Below are 19,831 nucleotides of genomic sequence, written 5' to 3'. Positions count from 1 at the left end.
CTACTCCCCTACTCCCCTACTCCCCTACTCCACGTCGAGGACGATCTTGCCAATATGCTCGCCCTCTTCCATGCGCTCATGCGCGCGCCAGGCTTCGGTTAGCGGAAAGATCATGTCCATGACGGGGGCAACCTTGCGCGTGCCGAGCAGCGGCCACACCTGGGCCTCCAGCGCGGCGGCAATCGCCGCCTTGAACTCGACGGTGCGCGGGCGAAGCGTCGAGCCGGTGTGGGTCAGGCGCTTCACCATGATCTTGGAGAAGTCGGCGCTGGCCACGGCGCCGGCCTGCACCGCGATCTGCACGATGCGCCCCTCGACGGCCGCCGCCTCGTAGTTACGCGCGACATAGTCGCCGCCTACCATGTCGAGGATGACGTCGGCGCCCTTCCTGCCGGTCGCGTCCTTCACCGCGGCGACGAAATCCTCCTCGCGGTAGTTGATGGCCCGGGCGGCGCCGAGCTTGAGGCAGGCGTCGCATTTCTCCTTGCTGCCGGCGGTGGTGATCGCAGTGGCGCCGAATGCCGAGGCGAGCTGGATGGCGGTGGTGCCGATGCCGGACGAGCCGCCATGGACAAGCAACGTCTCGCCTTTCTTCAGGCCGCCGCGCTCGAACACGTTGTGCCAGACGGTGAAGTAGTTTTCCGGAACAGCGGCGGCCTCCGAATGCGTGAAGCCCGCAGGCAGCGGCAGCACGCTGCCGGCATGCACCTTGACATATTCGGCATAGCCGCCGCCCGGCGTCAGGGCGCAGACCCGGTCGCCGATGCGCCAGCGCGATATCTCGTCGCCGAGCGCCGCGATTTCACCCGAAGCTTCGAGGCCAGGCAGGTCGGACGCGCCGGGTGGCGGCGGATAGGCACCCTTGCGCTGCTGCACGTCCGGCCGGTTGACGCCGGCCGCGTGCACCCGGATCAGCACTTCGCCGGAGCCAGGTACCGGCACATCGCGCGTTTCCGGCTTGAGCACCCTGGGACCGCCCGGTTGCGAGATCGCGATGGCCGTCATCTTCGCCGGAATCTTCTGACTTGCCATGGCTTGCCATCTCCTTATGTCGGTCTGTTGTCGGCCGTTTGCATCGGCGCCCTGCTTGGAGCGGTTTGACGTCCGATAGAGACGCCGAACCGCTCCAACTCTTTGTTCTTACGCAATTCCGGACGGAAAACCGCTACGCATTTTTCCTGGAATTGCTCTATGTATGCTGATTGTCAGATCAGGCAAATGGCCAAGTAAGGAAGGAGCGACGGATGGCGATCTTCGACGACGAACCCAGGAAGAAGCCGCGCCCGCACGAGATCGGCCAGGACCTGTCGCTGCTTTCCGTGGACGAATTGTCCGAGCGCATCGGGATGCTGCGCGACGAGATCGCCAGGCTGGAAACCGAGCGCACCGCCAAGGGCGCCACCAAATCCGCCGCCGAGTCGCTGTTCCGCCGCGGATAAATTGTTCGGCGTGCTCGCTCGCCGCCGAAAAGCCCGAATACATCTGTCTTCAGACCCTGCGTCTCGAACCCGGATCAAGCGATGTTTGCAACCTACAGACCGATCCTCTCGTTGCTGCGCGGCACGGCGTTCCTGCTCGCCGCATCCGGCCTGCACGGCCTGCTGTTGCCGTTGCGCGGCCAGGTGGAGGGTTTTTCGACCGCATCGCTCGGCCTGATGGGCACGGCCTGGGCGGGCGGCTTCGTCGCCGGCTGCTTCTTCGCGCCGCGTCTCGTGCGCCGCGCCGGCCATGTCAGGGCTTTCGGCGCCTTCGCCGCGTCGGGCGCGATCATCGCGCTGCTCACCGGCCTCATCATCGACGAGTATTTCTGGATCCTTTTGCGTGCCTTCACCGGCTTCACCATGGCCGGCGCCTTCATGGTGATCGAGAGCTGGCTGAACGAGAAGGCCACCAACGAGAACCGCGGCACCGTCTTCGGCCTCTATATGATGGTCACCTATGCTTCGATCATGGGCGGCCAGATGATCGTCGCCGGCGGCGATGTGCGGTCAGCCTCGCTGTTCATGATCACCGGCATCCTGTTTTGCCTGTCGCTCATTCCGACGGCCGTGTCGACGCAGTCGCATCCCAAGCCCCTGCAGGACGTCAAGCTCGACGTCAAAGGCCTCTACGCCAATTCGCCGGTGTCGGCGGTGGCCTGCCTCCTGATCGGCATCGCCAACGGCGCCTGGGGCACGCTGGGCGCCGTCTATGGCGCGCGCGTCGGCATATCGACCGCCGAGATCGCGCTGATGATGAGCCTGGTGGTCGTTTCCGGTGCCGCCATGCAGCTACCGGCCGGGCGCCTGTCGGATACAACCGACCGCCGCTTCGTGCTGGCCGGCGCCGCCTTCGGCGCGGCCCTGGTCGCGGTGCTGATCTTCCTGATCGCGCCGCGTTCGGGCGTCTTCATCATCGTGTTGACCGCCGCCTATGGCGCGTTCGCCTATACGCTCTATTCGATCGCTGTCGCGCATGCCAACGACCACGCCCGCTCCGAGGACTTCGTCAAGGTTTCAGGCGGCCTGCTCCTGCTCTACGGCTTCGGCACGATGATCGGTCCGCTTTTGGCCGCGGCCTTGATGGGCTCGGTGCGTCCGGAGGGGCTTTTCCTGGCAACCGCGCTCGCGCATCTCAGCCTTGCCGGCTACACGCTGCTGCGTATCCGCGCCCGCGCGCCGGTGCCGATCGAAAACCGCGACGCCTTCAAGACGCAGCCCGCGGACCGCGCGGTGACGCCCGAGGCAACTAGGCTCGATCCGCGCAGAAAGGTTGAAACCAATAGTTGAGATTCGCAAGACTTTGCCTCACAAATAAAGGCATGATGTTTTCTGACGCCTTCGTGGCGATAGCCGATCCCAACCGGCGCTATCTTTTGGAAGAACTCCGGCGCGGCCCGAAGACGGTGAACGAACTGGCGGCCGGGTTGCCCGTCTCACGCCCTGCGGTTTCCCAGCATCTAAAGGTCCTGCTCGACGCCGGCCTGGTCAATGCCAAGGCGGAAGGCACGAGGCGCGTCTATGCCGTCAGCAGCGCCGGCTTCCTCAGGCTCAACATCTGGCTCGACCAGTTCTGGGAAACGGCGCCGGGGGAGTGATTCGAGGGGCGTCGAGCCGCAGGCGCGCGACAAGGTGATCGTGCTCTAGACACAAGGACTCAGTTCGCCGCCAGCGCAGCGCCGAGCGCATCGAGCAGTTCGCCGGTGCCATGCTCGCGGGTGGCCGGTGTATCGATGCCGTCGAAGAAGGCGCCCTGCTCCGTCAGGATAAGCCGCGTTCCCTTGCCTTCGGGGATAAGCTCGATCGTCGCGAGCGAAACCGAGACCCGGGTTTCGCCGAACAAGAGTTCATAGCTGTAGACGATGCGCCGGTTGGGCACGATATCCTGATAGACCGCGTTGTAGAAATGCATCTGCCCGTCGCTGGGACAGCCGGCGTTCACTTCCTTGCCGCCAACGCGAAAATCCATCTCATGCCGGCTGGGCATGGGGTTGTCTGGATCGAAAAACCAGCGCTTCTTGGCGGCCGGATCGCTCAGCGCGAAATAGACTTTTTCCGGCGCCGCCGGATAGACGCGTTCGATGACGAAGGTGGAATGGACGACGGATCGTTCGCTCATGACGGGACCCTTCAGGTTTCATCCTTGGTTTCAGCGAGGAAATCGCCGAGACGGTCGAGCCGGCGCTCCCAGGCGAGCCGCCGCTCGTTGATCCAGCGCTCGGCGGCCCGAAGCGCCTGCGGCTCGATCCGGCAGGTGCGGACCCGGCCAAGCTTCTCGGTCCTCACGAGGCCGCTCGCCTCGAGCACGTTGAGATGCTGGACGACGGCCGACAATGACATCGCCAGCGGTTCCGCCAACTGGCTGACCGACGCCGGTCCGCGCGACAGCCGATCCACCATTTGCCGCCGCGCTGGATCGGCGAGCGCCTGGAACATCAGATCGAGCTGGGCGGGATCGTGCAGCATGGCCGGCTAGCCGTTGTTGTAGGGGAAGAACTTGAAATAGGGCTGCGCTTCCTCGATGACGCGGGCGAAGGACGGACGCGCGAGCAGCCGGTCGTGGTAGCGTTTCACCGCCGGGAACTTGTCGCCAAACGGCTCGACCTTGTTGGCATAGAACAGCGCCGGCGATGCGGCGCAGTCGGCCATCGTGAAGGTCTCGCCCACCGCCCAGGTCTTGGCCTGCATGTCCTCTTCGACGATGGCGTAGGAATTGCGCAGCTGCGCGCGGGCCTCCTCGACGCCGAACGGATCGGTCTTGTCCTTTGGCCGCAACCTGTCGCCGACGATCTTCTGCATCGGATGCTGCACGTAGAAATCGTAGAAGCGGTCGGCCTGACGGACCTGCAGGGCGAGATCGATAGCGACGGGAACGAGCTCGACCGGCCCCGGATAATGCGCGGCGAGATATTCGACGACGATGGTGGATTCCAGCACCGTGCGGTCCCGCGCATCGTCACGCAGCGCCGGCATCTTGCCGGTCGGCGACACCTTCAGGAAGGCGGCGCGGGAGGCCTCGTCGCCGAGGTCGACAATCACCGGCTCGAACGGCGTGCCGTTCTCGTAGAACGCGATCAGCGGCTTCCAGCAGAACGAGGCCAGCGGATGGAAATGCAGCGTCAGGGACATTCTCGCTCTCTTTCGCTCGAGCAATACTGAAGTGATCACTTAACTAATGTCGTAAACCCGTTGAGCCTCCACGCCTAGTCCCCGACACAGGGATTTTGAAAGGTTGGCGTTTGTCTTGGTGCAAGATTTTCCGTTCATGTCCGTGAAATCAGCGCAAACGCCGGGGATTGGTTGAAGCCGCCCCCTAACGTCGTCATTCTATGGCGGAGCAAGGAGCGAAGCGACGCGGCGCAGACCGTAGAATCCATGCCGTGACTGGGAAGCGCCGCCACGGTGCAGAATTTTGCTCCGTTGCACTCCTTGGCGAAGGTAACGGCATGGATTCCAGGGTCTTCGCGACGGAGCTTCGCTCCTGCTCCGCCCTGGAATGACGATCGCGATGGGCGTTTCGGCCAATCTCCAACGCTTGCCACCTGCCAACGCAAACGGAGCCGACCGGTCAAAATCCCTGTGCAGTGCCACTAGCCGTGTGCGACGATAGCGTCGACGATTTGTGGCCAGTCGTTGCGATGCAGTTCATGGCCGCCGCCTTCGATCTTGACCAGCCTTGCGCCGGGAACGGCCTTTGCCAGCGCTTCGCCATGCTCGATCGGGAAGAGCGGGTCGGCGCTGCCGTGGAGGACGAGCAGCGGCGCGCGAAGATCCCGCACCGTCCGCTGCGGGCCACCACCCTTGAGCAGGAAATGGTTGGCCGCGCTGGCGAGACCGCCGGACCGATCGTAGTCGGCCTCAATCATCGCGCGCGTGCGTTCCTCGTCGAACGGATGGCGCGTGCCGGCAATCGCGCGGGCGTCCTTGACCATGAAGTCGAGCACCTGGTCCCTGTTCGACCAGTCGATATCGGCGCCTTGGGCCGAATGTTCCTTATAGGCTTCGGTCGTTCCCGGCAGGCCGGATGTGTCGACGCCGAGCGGCGAAGAAGAGATCACGGTGAGCGCGCCGACGCGTTCGGATATTTCAGCGCGACGCCCTGCGCGAGCATGCCGCCCATCGACATGCCGGCGACATGCGCCCTGGCGATGCGATGGTCGTCGAGCACGCGCATGGCATCGTCCACCATGTCCTCGAACGTATAAGGCGGCGCGCCCGGCGGATATTTGGTCGACAGCCCGGTATCTCGGTTGTCGTAGCGGATGACGAAGCGACCGCGCCCGGCCAGTTGCCGGCAGAAGGCTTCGGGCCACCACGACATCGAGGCCATGGCGCCCATGATCAAAAGGATCGTCGGATCTTTCGAACTGCCGAAGCTTTCCGAAACGATGTCGGGGCGCCGTGCTGCGGTGGTCATCTGCTCCTCCAATCCGATTGCATTTTGCAATCAGTTGCACGATAATCAAACCGATATCATAATGCAACTGGTTTTTCTGGAGATTGCCATGAGCATCGACCGTCGGTCCGGCTGCCCGATCAATCTGTCGCTCGAAGTGTTCGGCGACCGGTGGAGCCTGATCATCCTGCGCGACATGATCTTCGGCGGAAAACGCCATTTCCGCGAGTTGCTCAACGGCTCGATCGAAGGCATCGCCTCCAACATCCTGGCCGACCGGCTGAAGCGGCTGATGGAGCTTGGGCTTTTGACCAAGGCCGACGATCCCAGCCACAAGCAGAAGGCGATCTACAGCCTGACCGAGATGGCGATCACGCTGGTGCCGATCATGGCGCAGCTCGGCGCCTGGGGACGCGTCTGGCTGCCGGTTACGGAAGAATTGTCGATCCGCGCCGAGCTGCTCGAAAAGGGCGGCCCGCCGCTATGGGAGCAGTTCATGGATGAGCTGCGCCACGAGCATCTGGGCGCGCCTTCGAAGACGCCGCCGGGCACGCCGACCGTGCGCCAGCAACTGCGGGCTGCCTACGAGGCAGTCGTCGCGCGAAAGGCTGAGGCTACTGTGGATTGACCGCTTTCGTCTCGGTGGCCTTGGAGATTGGCCGAAACGTTTCTCGTGTCGTCATTCTATGGCGAAGCAAGGAGCGAAGCGACGCGGCGCAGACCATAGAATCCATTCCGTGACGTTGAAGCGTTGCGACGGTGCAGAGTTCTGCTCCGCTGCGCTCTTCGGCCAAGGTCACGGCATGGATTCCAGGGTCTCCGCGACGTCGCTTCGCTCCTGCTCCGCCCTGGAATGACGACCTAATTCAAATTGATATCCCGGCTCGCCGACCGCATCGACACCGAGAAGCCGGCCAGCACGTCGAACAGCGCGATGACCATCAGCGTGAAGAAGACGGAATGCGCCGCGCCCTTCACCAGCAGGAATTCGACCAGGAAGGCGACGAAGACCAGCGTCGACAAAAGATGGTCCAGGATCGAGGCGTTGGTGGTGCGCACCGATTTCGAGATCTCGATGAACAGGAAGATCAGCCCGATCAGCACCATCAGGTCCCCCAGCGTCATCGAGAACACGCCGCCCGACATCATGCGGAAGGAGAACATCTCGGTCATCCAGGGATCGTCGCCGCCGCCGAACAATCCAAGCAGGCCGAGATTGTAGAGGACGAAGGGCACGATCAGCAGCGGGATGGCACCGAACATCTGGGCGACTCCAATGGGCACCCCTTTTGTAAAATCCCCGGCAGGCGCGCCGTCAAGGTTTTTCGCCGGCGGCAGCGAACACGCTCTAAGACCTAATGAAATAACGATGTCAGCCGGTTGTCCGGCTTTTCTGCAGGCTGTGCGGCCCAGGCCTCCATCAACCAGGGGCCAGACGTAAAAAGACCGGCCAGAGGCCGGTCTTTTGAAAGTCAGAAACCCTTGGAAGCTTCTCAGCTTTCCTTCGGCTCCAGAACCTGGCGGCCGCGATACATGCCGGTCTTCAGGTCGATGTGATGCGGACGGCGCATTTCGCCGGAATTCTTGTCCTCGACATAGGTCGGGGCCTTGAGCGCGTCGGCCGAGCGGCGCATGCCGCGCTTCGACGGAGAGGTTTTTCTTTTTGGAACGGCCATGGATATGCTCCACTACATGGTCAAAATGCCCCGGCAACCCTCGCGAAAGGGCCGCATCGAGGCCATAATCTGAGAAAGTCGGGTGCCTATACACGCCTTGCGCCGTTTTGGCCAGCGCTGGCGCGAATTTTTTTGAGCCGGCGCCGCTTCGTCCTAATCAAGACAGCCGACATAGGCGCCGGACCTGCTCGCGCGCCGCTCGATCAGCGAGGCCAGCCGCCGCAGGCCCGGCCCCGGCTTGGCCGGATTGCGCGCGATCGGGTTGGGCAGGCTGACGGCAAGCAGCGCCGCCTGCCTTCGCGACAACTGCTTGGCCGAGACGCCGAAATGGTGTTGGGCGGCTGCCTCGATGCCGTAGATGCCCGGCCCCCATTCGGCGATGTTGAGATAGATTTCCATGATCCGCCGCTTCGACATCACCGCGTCGAAATAGACGGCCAGCGGCAGCTCGACGACCTTGCGCACGCTGCCCAATGGCCGCGACCACAGGAAAAGGTTCTTCACCGTCTGCATGGTGATGGTGGAGGCGCCGCGCGTCGCCTCGCCGGCCAGCGCGTCGTCGACCACGCCGCGCAATTCGCCGAGATCGACGCCGCGGTGGAAGCAGAACTGCCCGTCCTCCGACATGATCACCGAATGCGCCAGCACCGGCGCCACGTCGTCGATCGACACCCAGCGCCGGTCGTAGCCGGAAAAAGTCACGAGGTCCTTCAGCATCAGCGTCGAGACCGGATGCACGAAGGACGGCAGGTAGAGGAAGGTGAGCACGACCGGGATGGCCGCCAAAACGATGGCGACGACCAGGCAACGCCGGGCGATGCGCTTCACACCGGCGCGGTTCAGGCGCCGACGTCGCGCCATGTCCAGCCCTTCGCTTTCATATTCGACGATCGGTTCCGTCAAGCCGTCCCACCCGTGCCTCGCCTCCATCGGCATAAAGGCGCGCGCCTGCTTGCGCAATGTCTGAGTGTCGGCTACCGCTCCCGGCCATGAGCAAAGACGACCAGACCGCCTTCGAAACCGCGCTTTTCATGCGCGCCGCGGCTGTTGAGAGCGAGCTGCGCCGGATCCTCGACGCGCGTCCGCTCACCAGTGAGATCGTGCGGCCGCAGCGCCTGATGGCGGCCATGCGTCACGGCGTGCTCAATGGCGGCAAGCGGCTGCGGCCTTTTCTGGTCCTGGAAAGCGCCGCGCTGTTTTCCGCCGGGAACGAGGCCGCACTCCGTGTCGCGGCGGCGCTGGAATGCGTGCATTGCTATTCGCTGATCCATGACGACCTGCCGGCCATGGACGACGACGATTTGCGGCGCGGCCAGCCGACGGTGCACAAGGCCTTCGACGAGGCGACCGCGATCCTCGCCGGCGACGCGCTGCTGACTTTGGCCTTCGATATCATCGCCGACGAAGCGACCGCGCTGTCGGCCGAGCGTCGCGCCACCCTCGTTCTCGCGCTTGCCCGCGCGGCCGGCGCCGGCGGCATGGTCGGCGGCCAGATGCTGGACCTCGAAGCCGAGCGCGACCGGCCGGACGAGGCCGGCATCATCACGCTGCAGGCGATGAAGACCGGCGCGCTGATCCGCTTTGCCTGCGAGGCCGGCGCGATCGTCGCCGGCGCGCCGCCAGCCGACCGCGAGAGGCTGGCCGAATTCGGCTCGGCGATCGGCCTTGCCTTCCAGCTCGCCGACGACCTGCTCGACCTGACCGCCGACGCAAAGCAGATGGGCAAGGCGACGAACAAGGATGTTGCCGCCGGCAAGGCAACGCTTGCTTCGCTGCACGGACCAGACTGGGCGCGCGGCCAGCTCCACGGCCTGATCGACCAGGCGCATGCGCTGCTCGAGCCCTATGGCGAGCAGGCGGAACTGCTGAAAGCCGCCGCGACATTCGTGGCGACGCGGAGCAACTGAAAGCAGCCGGTTTGCTGGCTCAGGATCGCGCATCGAACGGCTCCGACAGGTTTCAACGTCTGCCGTGCGGCCTTGAACCAGCGCCACGATCAGAACCGCAGTGTTTCCAGGCGCGAATTGCGCAGTGCAAAATGACGGCTTAATGCATGTCGCGCAAAAGTGTGCAGCGGTTTTGCGATAACGACATGCATGAAAACAAACCCTAAAGCGCGTCGCCTGAATCCGCTTCAGCGCGACGCGCTTTAGGGTTTCGATGAGGGCGGCGTGAACCGTGGTCGGCATGAGAGGATCCTTTTGGCGAAGAATCCTCTATTCAATCACTTCAAGCCGTCCTCACCCTTGTGTCGGTCGAACCGCCCCAAAACCGCAAGATCGGTCGAGCACGTCACGACCATGAGCGACTAGCTGGTGCCGCCACGGAGGAACAAGGTTGAAGGCGGCGCTTCGAAACTACCACGCCCGGATGCGGCGGGTGCTGGATTACATAGACCAGCATCTGGACGGTGATCTGGACCTGGAGACGGTAAGTCGCGTTGCGGCTTTCTCCAAATTCCATTTCCACCGGCAGTTCACGGCGACCTTCGGTTTGTCCGTGCATCGCTATGTTCAGCTTGCCCGTATGAAGCGTGCTTCGCGCCGGCTGGCCTCCAAGGACGCTGAAAGCGTCACGGAGATAGCGATGGATGCCGGCTACGACGCACCGGATGCCTTCGCCCGTGCCTTTCGGCGACGGTTCGGGCAATCGCCTTCGTCGTTCCGGAAATCTCCCGAATGGGAGCCGTGGCTTGCGGCCTTCGGGCCACTGGACAATGCGAGGAGCAAGCTCATGCAGACGACCTTTACCCACGACGACGTGATGATCCGCGACGTGCCCGAAACGCCGGTGGCGATCATGGAGCACCGGGGCGACCGGGCGACACTCGGCAACACCATCCAGCGCTTCATCGCCTGGCGCAAGGCTGCCGGCCTGTCGCCGGAGACAAGCCCGACCTTCACCGTCTTCCGTTCCGAGCGGGAACCAGCGATCCCGGCCGACTACAGCATGGACCTGTGCGTCGGGACCGATCAGCCGATCGCGGCGAATGACGAAGAGATGAAAGCAGGCGTGATCCCCGGCGGGCGCTGCGCGGTGCTGCGCGTCAACGGCGCTTCGCACAATCTGGAGCCCGCCGCGCTCTTTCTTTATCATGACTGGCTACCGGCCAGCGGCGAGGAGGCGCGTGACTTCCCAATCTATTGCCAGCGACAGCTTTCCTTCTTCCAGGACGTGCCGGTCCATGAAGTCGTCGCGGAACTGTTTCTGCCGCTGAAATAGCAGCCTGCGATGGCGGCTTGTTCCTGCCTTTCGCAACAAGCAGGCAGGCTGCCGTCCACCCATCCGGTCGCTGCCATCCCACCAACGAAATTTTAATGTAAATCAAGCGTAATCCCGACCATTAAAAATTGTGCGTATGTGTTGGGGTTGCGCATGCCGGAATATTCTTCCTTCCTCCGGTCGATCCGGATCCGCTACATTTCGGGACTGCTTGTCTTCGCGCTGGCCTCGGCCGCCGTCATTTTCGCGCTCAACCGTGTGAATTCGTACCGTCACGAGGTCGATGCCCTCAGCGGCAATTTCGTCATCTTCGCCCGCGACCTGCGCAACGCCACCAATTTCGCCGAGACGACCGGCACCGCCTGGCGCAGCGAGACACGCGATGCGTTGACGACCGCCGCGCGCGGCCATTCCGAACGCCTGACGGGCGAGATCGGAATCCTGAACGCCCAGCTTGCCGCGATCAGGCCGAGCCTGTCGAAGAACACCGTCAACGCATTGGACACCGCTTCGGTCAATGACGACCTGTTCTGGTCGGCGCGCGATATGGTGCGCAACTTCAACCTGATGGCAGTCGCCCAGAAGGTCGACGAGTGGAGCTACCGCGAGATCCGCAACCAGAACGACCTTTTCGCCCAGCCTATGCTGGTGAAGGTGCGCACCGCGCTCGACGAGGAGCGCCGCCTCGCCGATGCTTCCAACGACCGGCTGCTCCTGTGGGCGAGCGGCCTGCTGTTCGCGGTGCTCGCCATCGCCGCGGCTCTGATCTTCCGGCCGATGGAGAACGCGATCCACCGCGCTTTCGCCGAGACCGCCGCGTCCTTGTTCAAGGCCGAGGCCGCCGACCGCGCCAAGTCCGAATTCCTCGCCAATATGAGCCATGAGATCCGCACGCCAATGAACGGCGTGCTCGGCATGGCCGAGCTGCTTGCCAAGACGGAGCTGACGCCGCGCCAGAAGACCTTCACCGACGTCATCGTCAAATCCGGCAACGCGCTGCTCACCATCATCAACGACATCCTCGATTTCTCCAAGATCAACGCCGGCCAGCTGACGCTCGACCCCGCCCCCTTCCGCCTGGCGGAGGCGGTCGAGGATGTGGCGACGCTGGTGTCGGCGCGCGTTGCCGAAAAGAACCTCGAGCTCATCGTGCGCGTCGACCCGCGCCTGCCGGCCTTCGTCGTCGGCGATGCCGGGCGCTTCCGCCAGATCGTCACCAACCTGCTCGGCAACGCCGTCAAGTTCACCGAGAAGGGCCATGTGCTGATCGATGTCGGCGGCGATGTCGTCGACGGCGTGGTCCAGCTCAAGGTCCGCGTCGAGGACACCGGCATCGGCATTCCGGCCGAAAAACTGCAAAGCGTGTTCGAGAAATTCGCCCAGGTCGACGGCTCCTCGACCCGCCGCCATGAAGGCACCGGCCTTGGCCTGGCGATCGGCGCACGGCTTGTCGACCTGATGGGCGGCAAGATCGGCGTCGAAAGCGAGATCGGCCGCGGCTCCGTGTTCTGGTTCGCCGTGCCACTGCCGCCGCATAGCCAGCAGGCGCGCGACGAGCTGGTGCCGGTCGACGTCACCGGCGCCCGTGTGCTGGTCATCGACGACAATCCGGTCAACCGCGAGATCCTGCTGGAGCAGCTCAGAAGCTGGAGCTTCGACTGCGCGGCCGCCGAAAGCGGCGCGGTCGGCCTCGCCTTCCTCGACCGCGCCTGCCAGCTCGGCGCCTCGGTCGACTGCATCATCCTCGATTACCAGATGCCCGGCATGAACGGCGCCGATGTCGCCAGAGCCATCGCCGCCGACAACCGCCTCTCCTCCATCCCGGTCGTGCTGCTCACCTCGGTCGACCAGGTCGATTTCGGCAGGATGGTGATCGATTTCGGCATCGTCGCGCATCTCACCAAGCCGGCGCGTTCGGCGGTGCTGCTGGGCACCGTGATCTCCGCTATCCAGAAGGCGCGCACGCAAGGCGCCAAGGCGCATTTCGTGCGAGAGCCGGCCGCGGCCCAGGCGGCTCCTCCGGCCTTCACCGTCATCCGCGGCCCGGCCGTGCCCATGCCTGCCGCGCCGGAATCGACGGCAGCGCCGAGCGGCCCGATCGACATCCTGATCGCCGAGGACAATGACGTGAACCAGCTGGTCTTCGGCCAGATCCTCAACGGTTTCGGTCTCAGCTACCGCATCGCCGGCAATGGCCGGACCGCGGTCGAGATGTACCGCTCATTGCGCCCGCGCCTGGTGCTGATGGACGTCTCCATGCCGGAGATGAACGGCTATGAGGCGACCCGCGCCATCCGTGCGATCGAAGAGCAGAACGGCGATCGCACGCCGATCATCGGCGTCACCGCGCATGCGCTCAAGGGCGACCGCGAAAAATGCATCGAGGCCGGCATGGACGACTATCTGCCCAAGCCCGTCTCGCCCGACCGCCTCGGCGCCAAGATCGGCACCTGGCTCAGCGAGACAGTGGCGGCGAAGACGGCTTGAGCGGCAGGTGGCGTTAGGCAGCCATCGGCTACCGCCGAGTTCCTTCGCGCCCCCTCTGCCCTGCCGGGCATCTCCCCCACGAGGGGGGAGATCGGCAGCTTGGGCGCCTCGCTCAGTCATGAACGGTCGGCGATTGGCGAAAGCAGCGATGACGGCTAATCTCCCCCCTTGTGGGGGAGATGTCCGGCAGGACAGAGGGGGGCGCTGTCCCGCCAGCACGTCCAACTTCGTGGTACCAGTCACCGGTTGCGCATCACAACACACGCCCCGCCGACGCTTTGCAGCTTGTCGCAGATACCGTTAGCCTCGCCGCGCGAGTCGGCGCCGATCCTGACCGCATAGATGCCGCGCCGGCCGATCGGCGTGCGCACCCGGCTCACCACCGGGTCGTGGTTGGCGAGCAAGGCCGGGAACCGGCCGCGCACTCTCAGCCATTGGCCGATCGCCGCGGAGCGCCGGAAATTGCCCGCCACCTGCACGCCCCACGGCTTCACGTTGATCGAGGCCATGGCGACGGTCCGCGACATGATCACCGGCAGCCTGCGGCAGGCAACCGCGAAGCTCATCTTCGGGTCGAGCGGCTCGACGGTGCCGGCATAGGATTTGTCCGAGAACTTGTCGACGGGCTCGCCCATGACGTCGAAGACATAGCTTTCCGTCTCCATCGGCAGGAAGCCGCCCGAGATCAGCCAGCGCGACACACGGTTCTCGCCGGCATTGTAGGCCGCCGCCGCGAGGCCGAGATTGCCGTAGCCGGCCTTCATCTCGGCGAGATATTTCGCCGAGGCCGGGATGGCCTGCCCGATGTCGAAGGGATCGGCGAGCCCGCGCATCTTGGCGGTGCCCGGCATGAATTGCGCGATGCCTTCGGCGCCGACCGGGCTCACCGCGTTCGGATCGAAGCGGCTCTCCTTCCAGATCAGTCGAGCGAAGAAATCCTTGGGCAGGCCGTTCTGCTGGGCCTGGACTTCGATCAGATCGCAGACGCGGTTGATCAGCCGTTTGGCGGCGGACCGCGACTGCGGTGGGTCGGCGAATGCCTGACCGGAGAGGATCAGCGCGCAGATCAGGATCAGCGTCGCGCGCGGCAAAAGCGGCATCGGCCTACTCGGCCGCTGCTTTGCCGTGTCCGTAGCGCTGCTCGATATAGTCGCCGACCATCTTCTCGAAATCCTGCGCGATGGACGGACCGCGCAGCGTCGCCGCCTTCTTGCCGTCGATGAAGACAGGCGCCGTCGGCGTCTCTCCGGTGCCGGGCAGCGAGATGCCGATATCGGCATGCTTGGATTCGCCCGGACCGTTGACGATGCAGCCCATCACCGCGACCTTGAGATTCTCGACGCCGGGATATTTTTCGCGCCACACCGGCATGTTCTTGCGGATATCGGCCTGGATGCTCTGGGCGAGTTCCTGGAACACGGTTGACGTCGTGCGCCCGCAGCCGGGGCAGGCCGCGACGATCGGCACGAACTGCCGGAAGCCCATGGTCTGCAGAAGCTCTTGCGACACCTGCACTTCGCGGGTGCGGTCGCCATTCGGCTCCGGCGTCAGCGAGATGCGGATCGTGTCGCCGATGCCCTGCTGCAGGAGGATGCCCATGGCGGCGGAAGAGGCGACGATGCCCTTGGTGCCCATGCCGGCTTCGGTCAGACCCAGATGCAGCGCATGGTCGGAGCGGGTGGCAAGCTCGGTGTAGACGGCGATCAAATCCTGAACGCCGCTGACCTTGGCCGACAGGATGATCTTGTCGCGGCCGAGCCCGATCTCTTCCGCCATCTCCGCCGACAGGATCGCCGACTGCACGATCGCCTCGCGCGTGACTTCCTGCGCGGTGAGCGGAAAACCCTTCGCCTGGTTGTCGTCCATCAGCCGGGTCAACAGCTCCTGGTCGAGCGAGCCCCAGTTGACGCCGATGCGCACCGGCTTGTCGTGTTTGATCGCCATCTCGACGATCGCGGCGAACTGGCGGTCCCTCTTGTCCTTGAAGCCGACATTGCCGGGATTGATGCGGTATTTGGCCAGCGCTTCGGCGCAGGCCGGATGATCGGCGAGCAGCTTGTGGCCGATATAGTGGAAGTCGCCGACCAGCGGCACGTCGATGCCGAGCCTCAGCAGCCGCTCATGGATGCGCGGAACCGCCGCCGCGCTCTCGTCGCGGTCGACCGTGATGCGCACGATTTCCGAGCCGGCACGGTGCAGCGCCGCGACCTGGGCGACGGTCTGGTCGATATCGGCGGTGTCGGTGTTGGTCATCGACTGCACGACGACCGGCGCGCCACCGCCGACCATCACGCCGCCGACCGATACGCCGACCGACTGGCGCCGTGGGAAGGGAGAAGAAAAATATCCGGTCATGCCGGCCGCCTTCATCTGGAAGTTCCGGGCATGAGGTGGCGGAGCAAAGATGGCTTGTCAATGGCAACCGGCAGGCCAGCCTGCAAATCGGGCTGCAGCCATGCGAAAAATAACAACCCGGCCGACCGCAAGACTTGCGACCGAGCTTTCCATCGATTTCAGTTAAAAAGCACCACGCCGGTGGCATTTCTTGCCACCGGAAATTTCACCGCGGCGGGTTGCGATGATGGTGCCTGTAAGAGCTTCAGTGTGTTGTTGGGCTAGCTTTCAGCTTTTCAATCTCGTCCTTGATTGCCAGCTTGCGTCGCTTGAGATTCACGATTTCGAGGTCGTCGACCGAAGGATGGTTCATCGCATCGGTGAGCTCGCGCTCGATGTCACCGTGTTTCCGCTGCAACTCATCAAGATGGGATGCAAGAGACATGAATGGTTCTCCCTTTCATGGTTTCCTCAATTGCAGCCGTCGCAGGGGCCTCCACCGCAGGTTGCGACTGTGACGGCACCATGACAGTTTGCCACCAACCGATCTCGATGTCGAATGCCGCGTGGTAGCATTCCACGACAAAGTGAAATGTGGTAAGGGCTGCGCGCCGGTCACAAACCCGCAAGTCACGGCCCCGCCCAAACAGCCCGATTGGGCGATGCACACGCAGACGGTAGATAATGTCCGAACAGGAACAGGCTGAAATACGCCTCGAATATTCCCGGCTCAAACAAGAACACGCCGATTTCGACGCCGCCATCAACGCGATGATCGCCACGGGCTGCGACCCGCTTCAGATCCAGCGCATGAAGAAGAAGAAGCTGATGCTGAAAGACCGGCTCTCGGCCCTGGAGGACCGCATCATTCCCGACATCATCGCTTAGGACCCGACGCGGGCGTCGCGGCCGAGAGGCCACGGGCCGTGCGGATAGCGAGAGAGCGCATTCACCACATCCTTGCGGCTGTCGGCGAATTCCGCTAAGGCGCGCCTTTGCCGCCGCGGAGCGAAACCTTGACCGATCAGCGTGCCGACGTCGCCATCATCATGGGCAGCCAGTCCGACTGGGCGACGATGCGCCAGGCGGCGGAAACGCTGGAGGCGCTGGGCATCCCGCACAAGCGGCTGATCGTCTCGGCGCACCGCACCCCCGACCGCCTCTATGAGTTCGCCAAGGGCGCCAAGGCCGCCGGCTACAAGGTGATCATCGCCGGCGCCGGCGGCGCGGCGCACCTGCCCGGCATGACGGCGGCGATGACGCCGCTGCCGGTGTTCGGCGTTCCGGTCGAATCCAAGGCGCTTTCGGGCCAGGACTCGCTGCTTTCCATCGTGCAGATGCCGGCCGGCATTCCGGTCGGCACGCTGGCGATCGGCAAGGCGGGCGCCGCCAATGCGGCACTTCTCGCGGCCGCCGTGCTGGCGCTCAATGACGACAAGCTAGCCGCCCGGCTCGACGCCTGGCGCTCGGCGCAGACCGCCAAGGTCGCCACCGAGCCGACGGACGCGCCGTGAGCCTGGCTCCAGGTTCGACCATCGGCATCATCGGCGGCGGCCAGCTCGGCCGCATGCTGGCGATGGCAGCCGCGCGCCTCGGCTACCGCATCGTCGTGTTGGAGCCCCAGCCCGACTGCCCGGCCGCCCAGGTCGCCAACCGCCAGATCGTCGCTGCCTATGACGATCCGGCAGCGCTCGCCGAGCTGGCCGTCGCCAGCGCCGTCGTCACCTATGAATTCGAGAATGTCCCGGTCACGGCGGCTGAAACGCTGGCGGCAACGGTCCCGGTCTATCCGCCGGCACGCGCGCTCGAAGTCGCCCAGGATCGCGTGACCGAAAAAAGTTTCCTGAACGGCATTGGCATCCCTACGGCGGCATTCCGACCGGTCGACAATGACGACCAGCTGACCGAGGCATTGAAGACGTTCAGCGGCAGCGGCGTGCTGAAGACCCGCCGCATGGGCTATGACGGCAAAGGCCAGCGCGTCTTCCGCAACATGGAGACGGCCGGCTTTGCCGGCGTCTGCGAGGCGATGGGCAATGTGCCGCTGATCCTGGAATCGCTGGTCGCTTTCGAGCGCGAGATTTCGGTGATCGCCGCGCGAGGCCTCGACGGAACCATCGCCGCCTTCGATCCAGCCGAAAACGTCCACCGCGAAGGCATATTGCGCAGCTCGACCTTGCCGGCCGCCATCCGCCCGGAAACGGTCGCCGCCACCAAGGACGCAGCCGCGAAAATCCTATCCGCGCTCGACTATGTCGGCGTCATCGGCGTCGAGTTCTTCGTGCTTGCCGACGGCTCGCTTCTGGCCAACGAGCTGGCGCCGCGCGTGCACAATTCCGGCCACTGGACGGAGGCCGCCAGCCTCGTCTCGCAGTTCGAGCAGCATATCCGCGCCGTCGCCGGCCTGCCGCTGGGCTCGCCCGCCCGGCATTTCGACTGCGTGATGGAAAACCTGATCGGCGACGACATGCTGAAGGTGCCGGCGCTGCTGGCAGAGCCCGATCTGATGCTGCATCTCTATGGCAAGGCCGAGACGCGACCCGACCGCAAGATGGGCCATTTCACGCGCCTCTTCAGGTCGCGATAACGCCCTATTGCATGTCCTGGTCGTCGCCCGCGTCCGAGCCGGCGCAACTCGGATCGCTCAGCTTGCAGTTGGCGTCCGAAGTGAGCTGTTTTATGCGCTCGTGGGTGAGCGTCGTCAGGCACTGCGAAACCTCCATCGGATGGATGGAGCCGCCCTCGCTGTCGGCGGTCGAGTAGGCGCATTCGGCGTCGCGGAAGGCGATCCAGGCGCGCTGCGCCGTCTGCAGCAGCTTGTTCGAGGCCTGACCGTTGCTGCCGACGATGTTCTTATACGCGGCGTTGAGCTTGGCATCGGCGGCCTGATAGTCGGCATCGGCGCAGATGTTCAGCATCGACTGGCTGTCGTCGTTGCGGTCGCAATCCTCGGCAAAGGCGGCCGGGGCGGTCGCAAGCAGGACCAGATAGGCAGGCAAAAGCAGGCGGCGCATGTGGAATCTCCGGTCGTTTCGCCGAGATTGCACCATTCCAGCCGCCTCTGAGTCGCGCAATGCCGCGCCCGCCGGGATGGCGAATATTTGATATGCCGCGTCCCTTGTGGCATTCGGACACACGCACGTGGTTGACACGGGCAAGCCTCCTCGTTTATGAGCCACGCAAGTTCAAAGGCGCGCTTTTTGTGGGCGCGCCTTTAAAATTCGGCCCGGGACGGGCCCTGACCGAACAGGCAAGACCATGAAGATCAAGAATTCGCTCAAGGCGCTCAAGGCGCGTCACCGCGACAACCAGCTGGTTCGCCGCAAGGGACGCATCTACATCATCAACAAGACCGCTCCGCGCTACAAGGCGCGCCAGGGCTGAGCCTTGTGCGCGGCGTCTACGCCGCGCCGATGTCGATTGCCGGTTCGCCGGCCCTCTCACGCTAAAATCACTTTGACGATCCGCCGTCCGGGATTAGATTCCGGCGATGCGGATTCGTTTTGCATTTCTCGCCGCCCTTTTGCTGTCCGGCGCAGCTTTGCCTGCAGGGGCAGAAACGGTACCGGGCGCGCTGCCTCCAGATGCCGCGCCGCCCGCCACGACACCGCCGCCGGTCGCTCCGACCAGGCAGGGCCGCCTCGACCAGCTCTTCGCCGAGCTGAAGCGCGAGCGCAATGAAAAGGCCGCCGAGCGCATCGCCGGCCGCATCTGGAACGAGTGGAACCAGTCCGGCAGCGCCTCGATCGACCTGATGATGCAATGGGCGCAAAAGGCGACGGAGGACCAGAAGTTCGACGTCGCCCTCGATTTCCTCGACCAGGTCGTGACCCTGCAGCCCGACTATGCCGAAGGCTGGAACCGGCGCGCCACCGTGCATTTCATGATGAAGAATTACGGAAAGTCGATGGCCGACATCGACCGCACGTTGCAGCTCGAGCCACGCCATTTCGGCGCGCTCTCGGGTCTCGCCCAGATCATGGCCGAGACCGGCCACAAGCAATCGGCGCTGGAAGCCTGGCAGAGGGTGCTGGCCATCTACCCCATGATGCGCAGCGCCCAGGACCAGGTCTCGACGCTCTCGGAAGAGCTAGCCGGCGAGGGAATTTGATAGTTTTAAGGGAGTAGGGGAATAGGGGAGTAAGGGAGTATGTTTTTGGGACTGTAAACGGCGCTCGGAAATGCCTCCCCTACTCCCCGTCGCCCGTATGTCACCGCATGAAGCTCATCTGCGCAGC

General features: G+C 64.2%; 23 protein-coding genes and 1 pseudogene. 12 read left to right on the top strand and 12 right to left on the bottom strand.

All coding sequences use genetic code 11. The features are described 5' to 3' along the window. Positions 1–24: 24 nt before the first annotated feature. Positions 25–1,032, bottom strand: coding sequence for an NAD(P)H-quinone oxidoreductase (locus tag FJ956_RS29710; RefSeq protein ID WP_140684763.1), 1,008 nt, complete (start codon positions 1,030–1,032; stop codon positions 25–27). Between the two features lie 212 nt (positions 1,033–1,244). On the opposite strand from FJ956_RS29710, the gene FJ956_RS29705 reads away from it, so the two are divergent. The 3 genes from FJ956_RS29705 to FJ956_RS29695 all read left to right on the top strand — a co-directional run bounded on the left by FJ956_RS29705 (position 1,245) and on the right by FJ956_RS29695 (position 3,076). After that, entirely contained in the window at positions 1,245–1,439 is a 195-nt protein-coding gene (locus FJ956_RS29705; protein WP_140684764.1) for a DUF1192 domain-containing protein, read from the top strand. Between the two features lie 81 nt (positions 1,440–1,520). Then, a complete protein-coding gene (locus FJ956_RS29700; RefSeq protein ID WP_140684765.1) occupies positions 1,521–2,768 on the top strand; it encodes an MFS transporter in 1,248 nt (415 codons plus the stop codon). A gap of 32 nt (positions 2,769–2,800) precedes the next feature. Then, positions 2,801–3,076 carry a metalloregulator ArsR/SmtB family transcription factor gene (locus FJ956_RS29695; RefSeq protein ID WP_040985209.1) on the top strand — a complete coding sequence of 92 codons (276 nt, stop codon included), beginning with the start codon at positions 2,801–2,803 and terminating at the stop codon, positions 3,074–3,076. Positions 3,077–3,135: 59 nt separating this feature from the next. Here FJ956_RS29695 and FJ956_RS29690 read toward each other — a convergent pair whose 3' ends face one another. The 4 genes and pseudogenes from FJ956_RS29690 to FJ956_RS29675 all read right to left on the bottom strand — a co-directional run bounded on the left by FJ956_RS29690 (position 3,136) and on the right by FJ956_RS29675 (position 5,895). Further along, positions 3,136–3,597: an SRPBCC family protein gene (locus tag FJ956_RS29690; protein WP_140684766.1), complete on the bottom strand. Its 462-nt coding sequence runs from the start codon at positions 3,595–3,597 to the stop codon at positions 3,136–3,138. 11 nt (positions 3,598–3,608) lie between these two features. Continuing rightward, entirely contained in the window at positions 3,609–3,944 is a 336-nt protein-coding gene (locus FJ956_RS29685; RefSeq protein WP_140659963.1) for a metalloregulator ArsR/SmtB family transcription factor, read from the bottom strand. 6 nt (positions 3,945–3,950) lie between these two features. Further along, a complete protein-coding gene (locus tag FJ956_RS29680; RefSeq protein ID WP_140684767.1) occupies positions 3,951–4,607 on the bottom strand; it encodes a glutathione S-transferase family protein in 657 nt (218 codons plus the stop codon). A gap of 461 nt (positions 4,608–5,068) precedes the next feature. Continuing rightward, positions 5,069–5,895: pseudogene (locus tag FJ956_RS29675) on the bottom strand (alpha/beta hydrolase). 88 nt (positions 5,896–5,983) lie between these two features. Here FJ956_RS29675 and FJ956_RS29670 point away from each other — a divergent pair. Beyond that, positions 5,984–6,502 carry a helix-turn-helix domain-containing protein gene (locus FJ956_RS29670; RefSeq protein WP_140684768.1) on the top strand — a complete coding sequence of 173 codons (519 nt, stop codon included), beginning with the start codon at positions 5,984–5,986 and terminating at the stop codon, positions 6,500–6,502. A 233-nt stretch (positions 6,503–6,735) separates the two neighbouring features. On the opposite strand, the gene FJ956_RS29665 is transcribed toward FJ956_RS29670, so the two are convergent. From FJ956_RS29665 to FJ956_RS29655, 3 genes are all read right to left on the bottom strand, one after another. Further along, positions 6,736–7,137, bottom strand: coding sequence for a hypothetical protein (locus FJ956_RS29665; protein ID WP_140684769.1), 402 nt, complete (start codon positions 7,135–7,137; stop codon positions 6,736–6,738). 230 nt (positions 7,138–7,367) lie between these two features. Beyond that, on the bottom strand, positions 7,368–7,550 hold the full coding sequence (gene rpmF / locus FJ956_RS29660; RefSeq protein ID WP_006203806.1) for a 50S ribosomal protein L32: 183 nt from the start codon (positions 7,548–7,550) through the stop codon (positions 7,368–7,370). A gap of 153 nt (positions 7,551–7,703) precedes the next feature. Continuing rightward, positions 7,704–8,411: a transglycosylase domain-containing protein gene (locus FJ956_RS29655; RefSeq protein ID WP_181170409.1), complete on the bottom strand. Its 708-nt coding sequence runs from the start codon at positions 8,409–8,411 to the stop codon at positions 7,704–7,706. Positions 8,412–8,539: 128 nt separating this feature from the next. On the opposite strand from FJ956_RS29655, the gene FJ956_RS29650 reads away from it, so the two are divergent. From FJ956_RS29650 to FJ956_RS29640, 3 genes are all read left to right on the top strand, one after another. Then, positions 8,540–9,457, top strand: coding sequence for a polyprenyl synthetase family protein (locus FJ956_RS29650; protein WP_140684770.1), 918 nt, complete (start codon positions 8,540–8,542; stop codon positions 9,455–9,457). Positions 9,458–9,887: 430 nt separating this feature from the next. After that, positions 9,888–10,772: an AraC family transcriptional regulator gene (locus tag FJ956_RS29645; protein ID WP_140684771.1), complete on the top strand. Its 885-nt coding sequence runs from the start codon at positions 9,888–9,890 to the stop codon at positions 10,770–10,772. 153 nt (positions 10,773–10,925) lie between these two features. After that, positions 10,926–13,259: a response regulator gene (locus tag FJ956_RS29640; RefSeq protein ID WP_140684772.1), complete on the top strand. Its 2,334-nt coding sequence runs from the start codon at positions 10,926–10,928 to the stop codon at positions 13,257–13,259. A gap of 239 nt (positions 13,260–13,498) precedes the next feature. Here FJ956_RS29640 and FJ956_RS29630 read toward each other — a convergent pair whose 3' ends face one another. The 3 genes from FJ956_RS29630 to FJ956_RS29620 all read right to left on the bottom strand — a co-directional run bounded on the left by FJ956_RS29630 (position 13,499) and on the right by FJ956_RS29620 (position 16,038). Beyond that, positions 13,499–14,359, bottom strand: coding sequence for a lytic transglycosylase domain-containing protein (locus FJ956_RS29630; protein WP_140684773.1), 861 nt, complete (start codon positions 14,357–14,359; stop codon positions 13,499–13,501). A gap of 4 nt (positions 14,360–14,363) precedes the next feature. Beyond that, on the bottom strand, positions 14,364–15,614 hold the full coding sequence (gene ispG / locus FJ956_RS29625) for a flavodoxin-dependent (E)-4-hydroxy-3-methylbut-2-enyl-diphosphate synthase (RefSeq protein ID WP_140684774.1): 1,251 nt from the start codon (positions 15,612–15,614) through the stop codon (positions 14,364–14,366). 244 nt (positions 15,615–15,858) lie between these two features. Then, positions 15,859–16,038 (bottom strand): YdcH family protein, encoded by a 180-nt coding sequence (locus FJ956_RS29620; RefSeq protein WP_042641511.1) that lies wholly within the window; start codon positions 16,036–16,038, stop codon positions 15,859–15,861. A 239-nt stretch (positions 16,039–16,277) separates the two neighbouring features. On the opposite strand from FJ956_RS29620, the gene FJ956_RS29615 reads away from it, so the two are divergent. From FJ956_RS29615 to FJ956_RS29605, 3 genes are all read left to right on the top strand, one after another. Further along, positions 16,278–16,481 (top strand): DUF465 domain-containing protein, encoded by a 204-nt coding sequence (locus tag FJ956_RS29615; RefSeq protein WP_040985243.1) that lies wholly within the window; start codon positions 16,278–16,280, stop codon positions 16,479–16,481. Positions 16,482–16,609: 128 nt separating this feature from the next. Then, positions 16,610–17,107, top strand: a complete 498-nt coding sequence (gene purE / locus FJ956_RS29610) for a 5-(carboxyamino)imidazole ribonucleotide mutase (RefSeq protein ID WP_140684775.1) — start codon at positions 16,610–16,612, stop codon at positions 17,105–17,107. Continuing rightward, on the top strand, positions 17,104–18,180 hold the full coding sequence (locus tag FJ956_RS29605) for a 5-(carboxyamino)imidazole ribonucleotide synthase (protein ID WP_140684776.1): 1,077 nt from the start codon (positions 17,104–17,106) through the stop codon (positions 18,178–18,180). The genes purE and FJ956_RS29605 overlap by 4 nt, the downstream gene beginning before the upstream one ends. A gap of 4 nt (positions 18,181–18,184) precedes the next feature. On the opposite strand, the gene FJ956_RS29600 is transcribed toward FJ956_RS29605, so the two are convergent. Further along, positions 18,185–18,607 carry a lysozyme inhibitor LprI family protein gene (locus FJ956_RS29600; protein WP_140684777.1) on the bottom strand — a complete coding sequence of 141 codons (423 nt, stop codon included), beginning with the start codon at positions 18,605–18,607 and terminating at the stop codon, positions 18,185–18,187. Between the two features lie 244 nt (positions 18,608–18,851). Here FJ956_RS29600 and ykgO point away from each other — a divergent pair, with 244 nt between their 5' ends. Together ykgO and FJ956_RS29590 are read left to right on the top strand one after the other, a co-directional pair. Continuing rightward, positions 18,852–18,977 (top strand): type B 50S ribosomal protein L36, encoded by a 126-nt coding sequence (gene ykgO, locus FJ956_RS29595; protein WP_006203764.1) that lies wholly within the window; start codon positions 18,852–18,854, stop codon positions 18,975–18,977. Between the two features lie 106 nt (positions 18,978–19,083). Beyond that, the gene (locus FJ956_RS29590; protein ID WP_140684778.1) at positions 19,084–19,704 is read left to right on the top strand and encodes a hypothetical protein; all 621 of its coding nucleotides are present in this window, start codon (positions 19,084–19,086) and stop codon (positions 19,702–19,704) included. Positions 19,705–19,831 lie beyond the last annotated feature (127 nt).

Source organism: Mesorhizobium sp. B2-4-3, from assembly GCF_006442815.1.
Classification (GTDB): Bacteria; Pseudomonadota; Alphaproteobacteria; order Rhizobiales; family Rhizobiaceae; genus Mesorhizobium.
The sequence above is the reverse complement of the archived record's forward strand: the minus strand, read 5'-3'. Positions and strand labels throughout refer to the sequence as shown.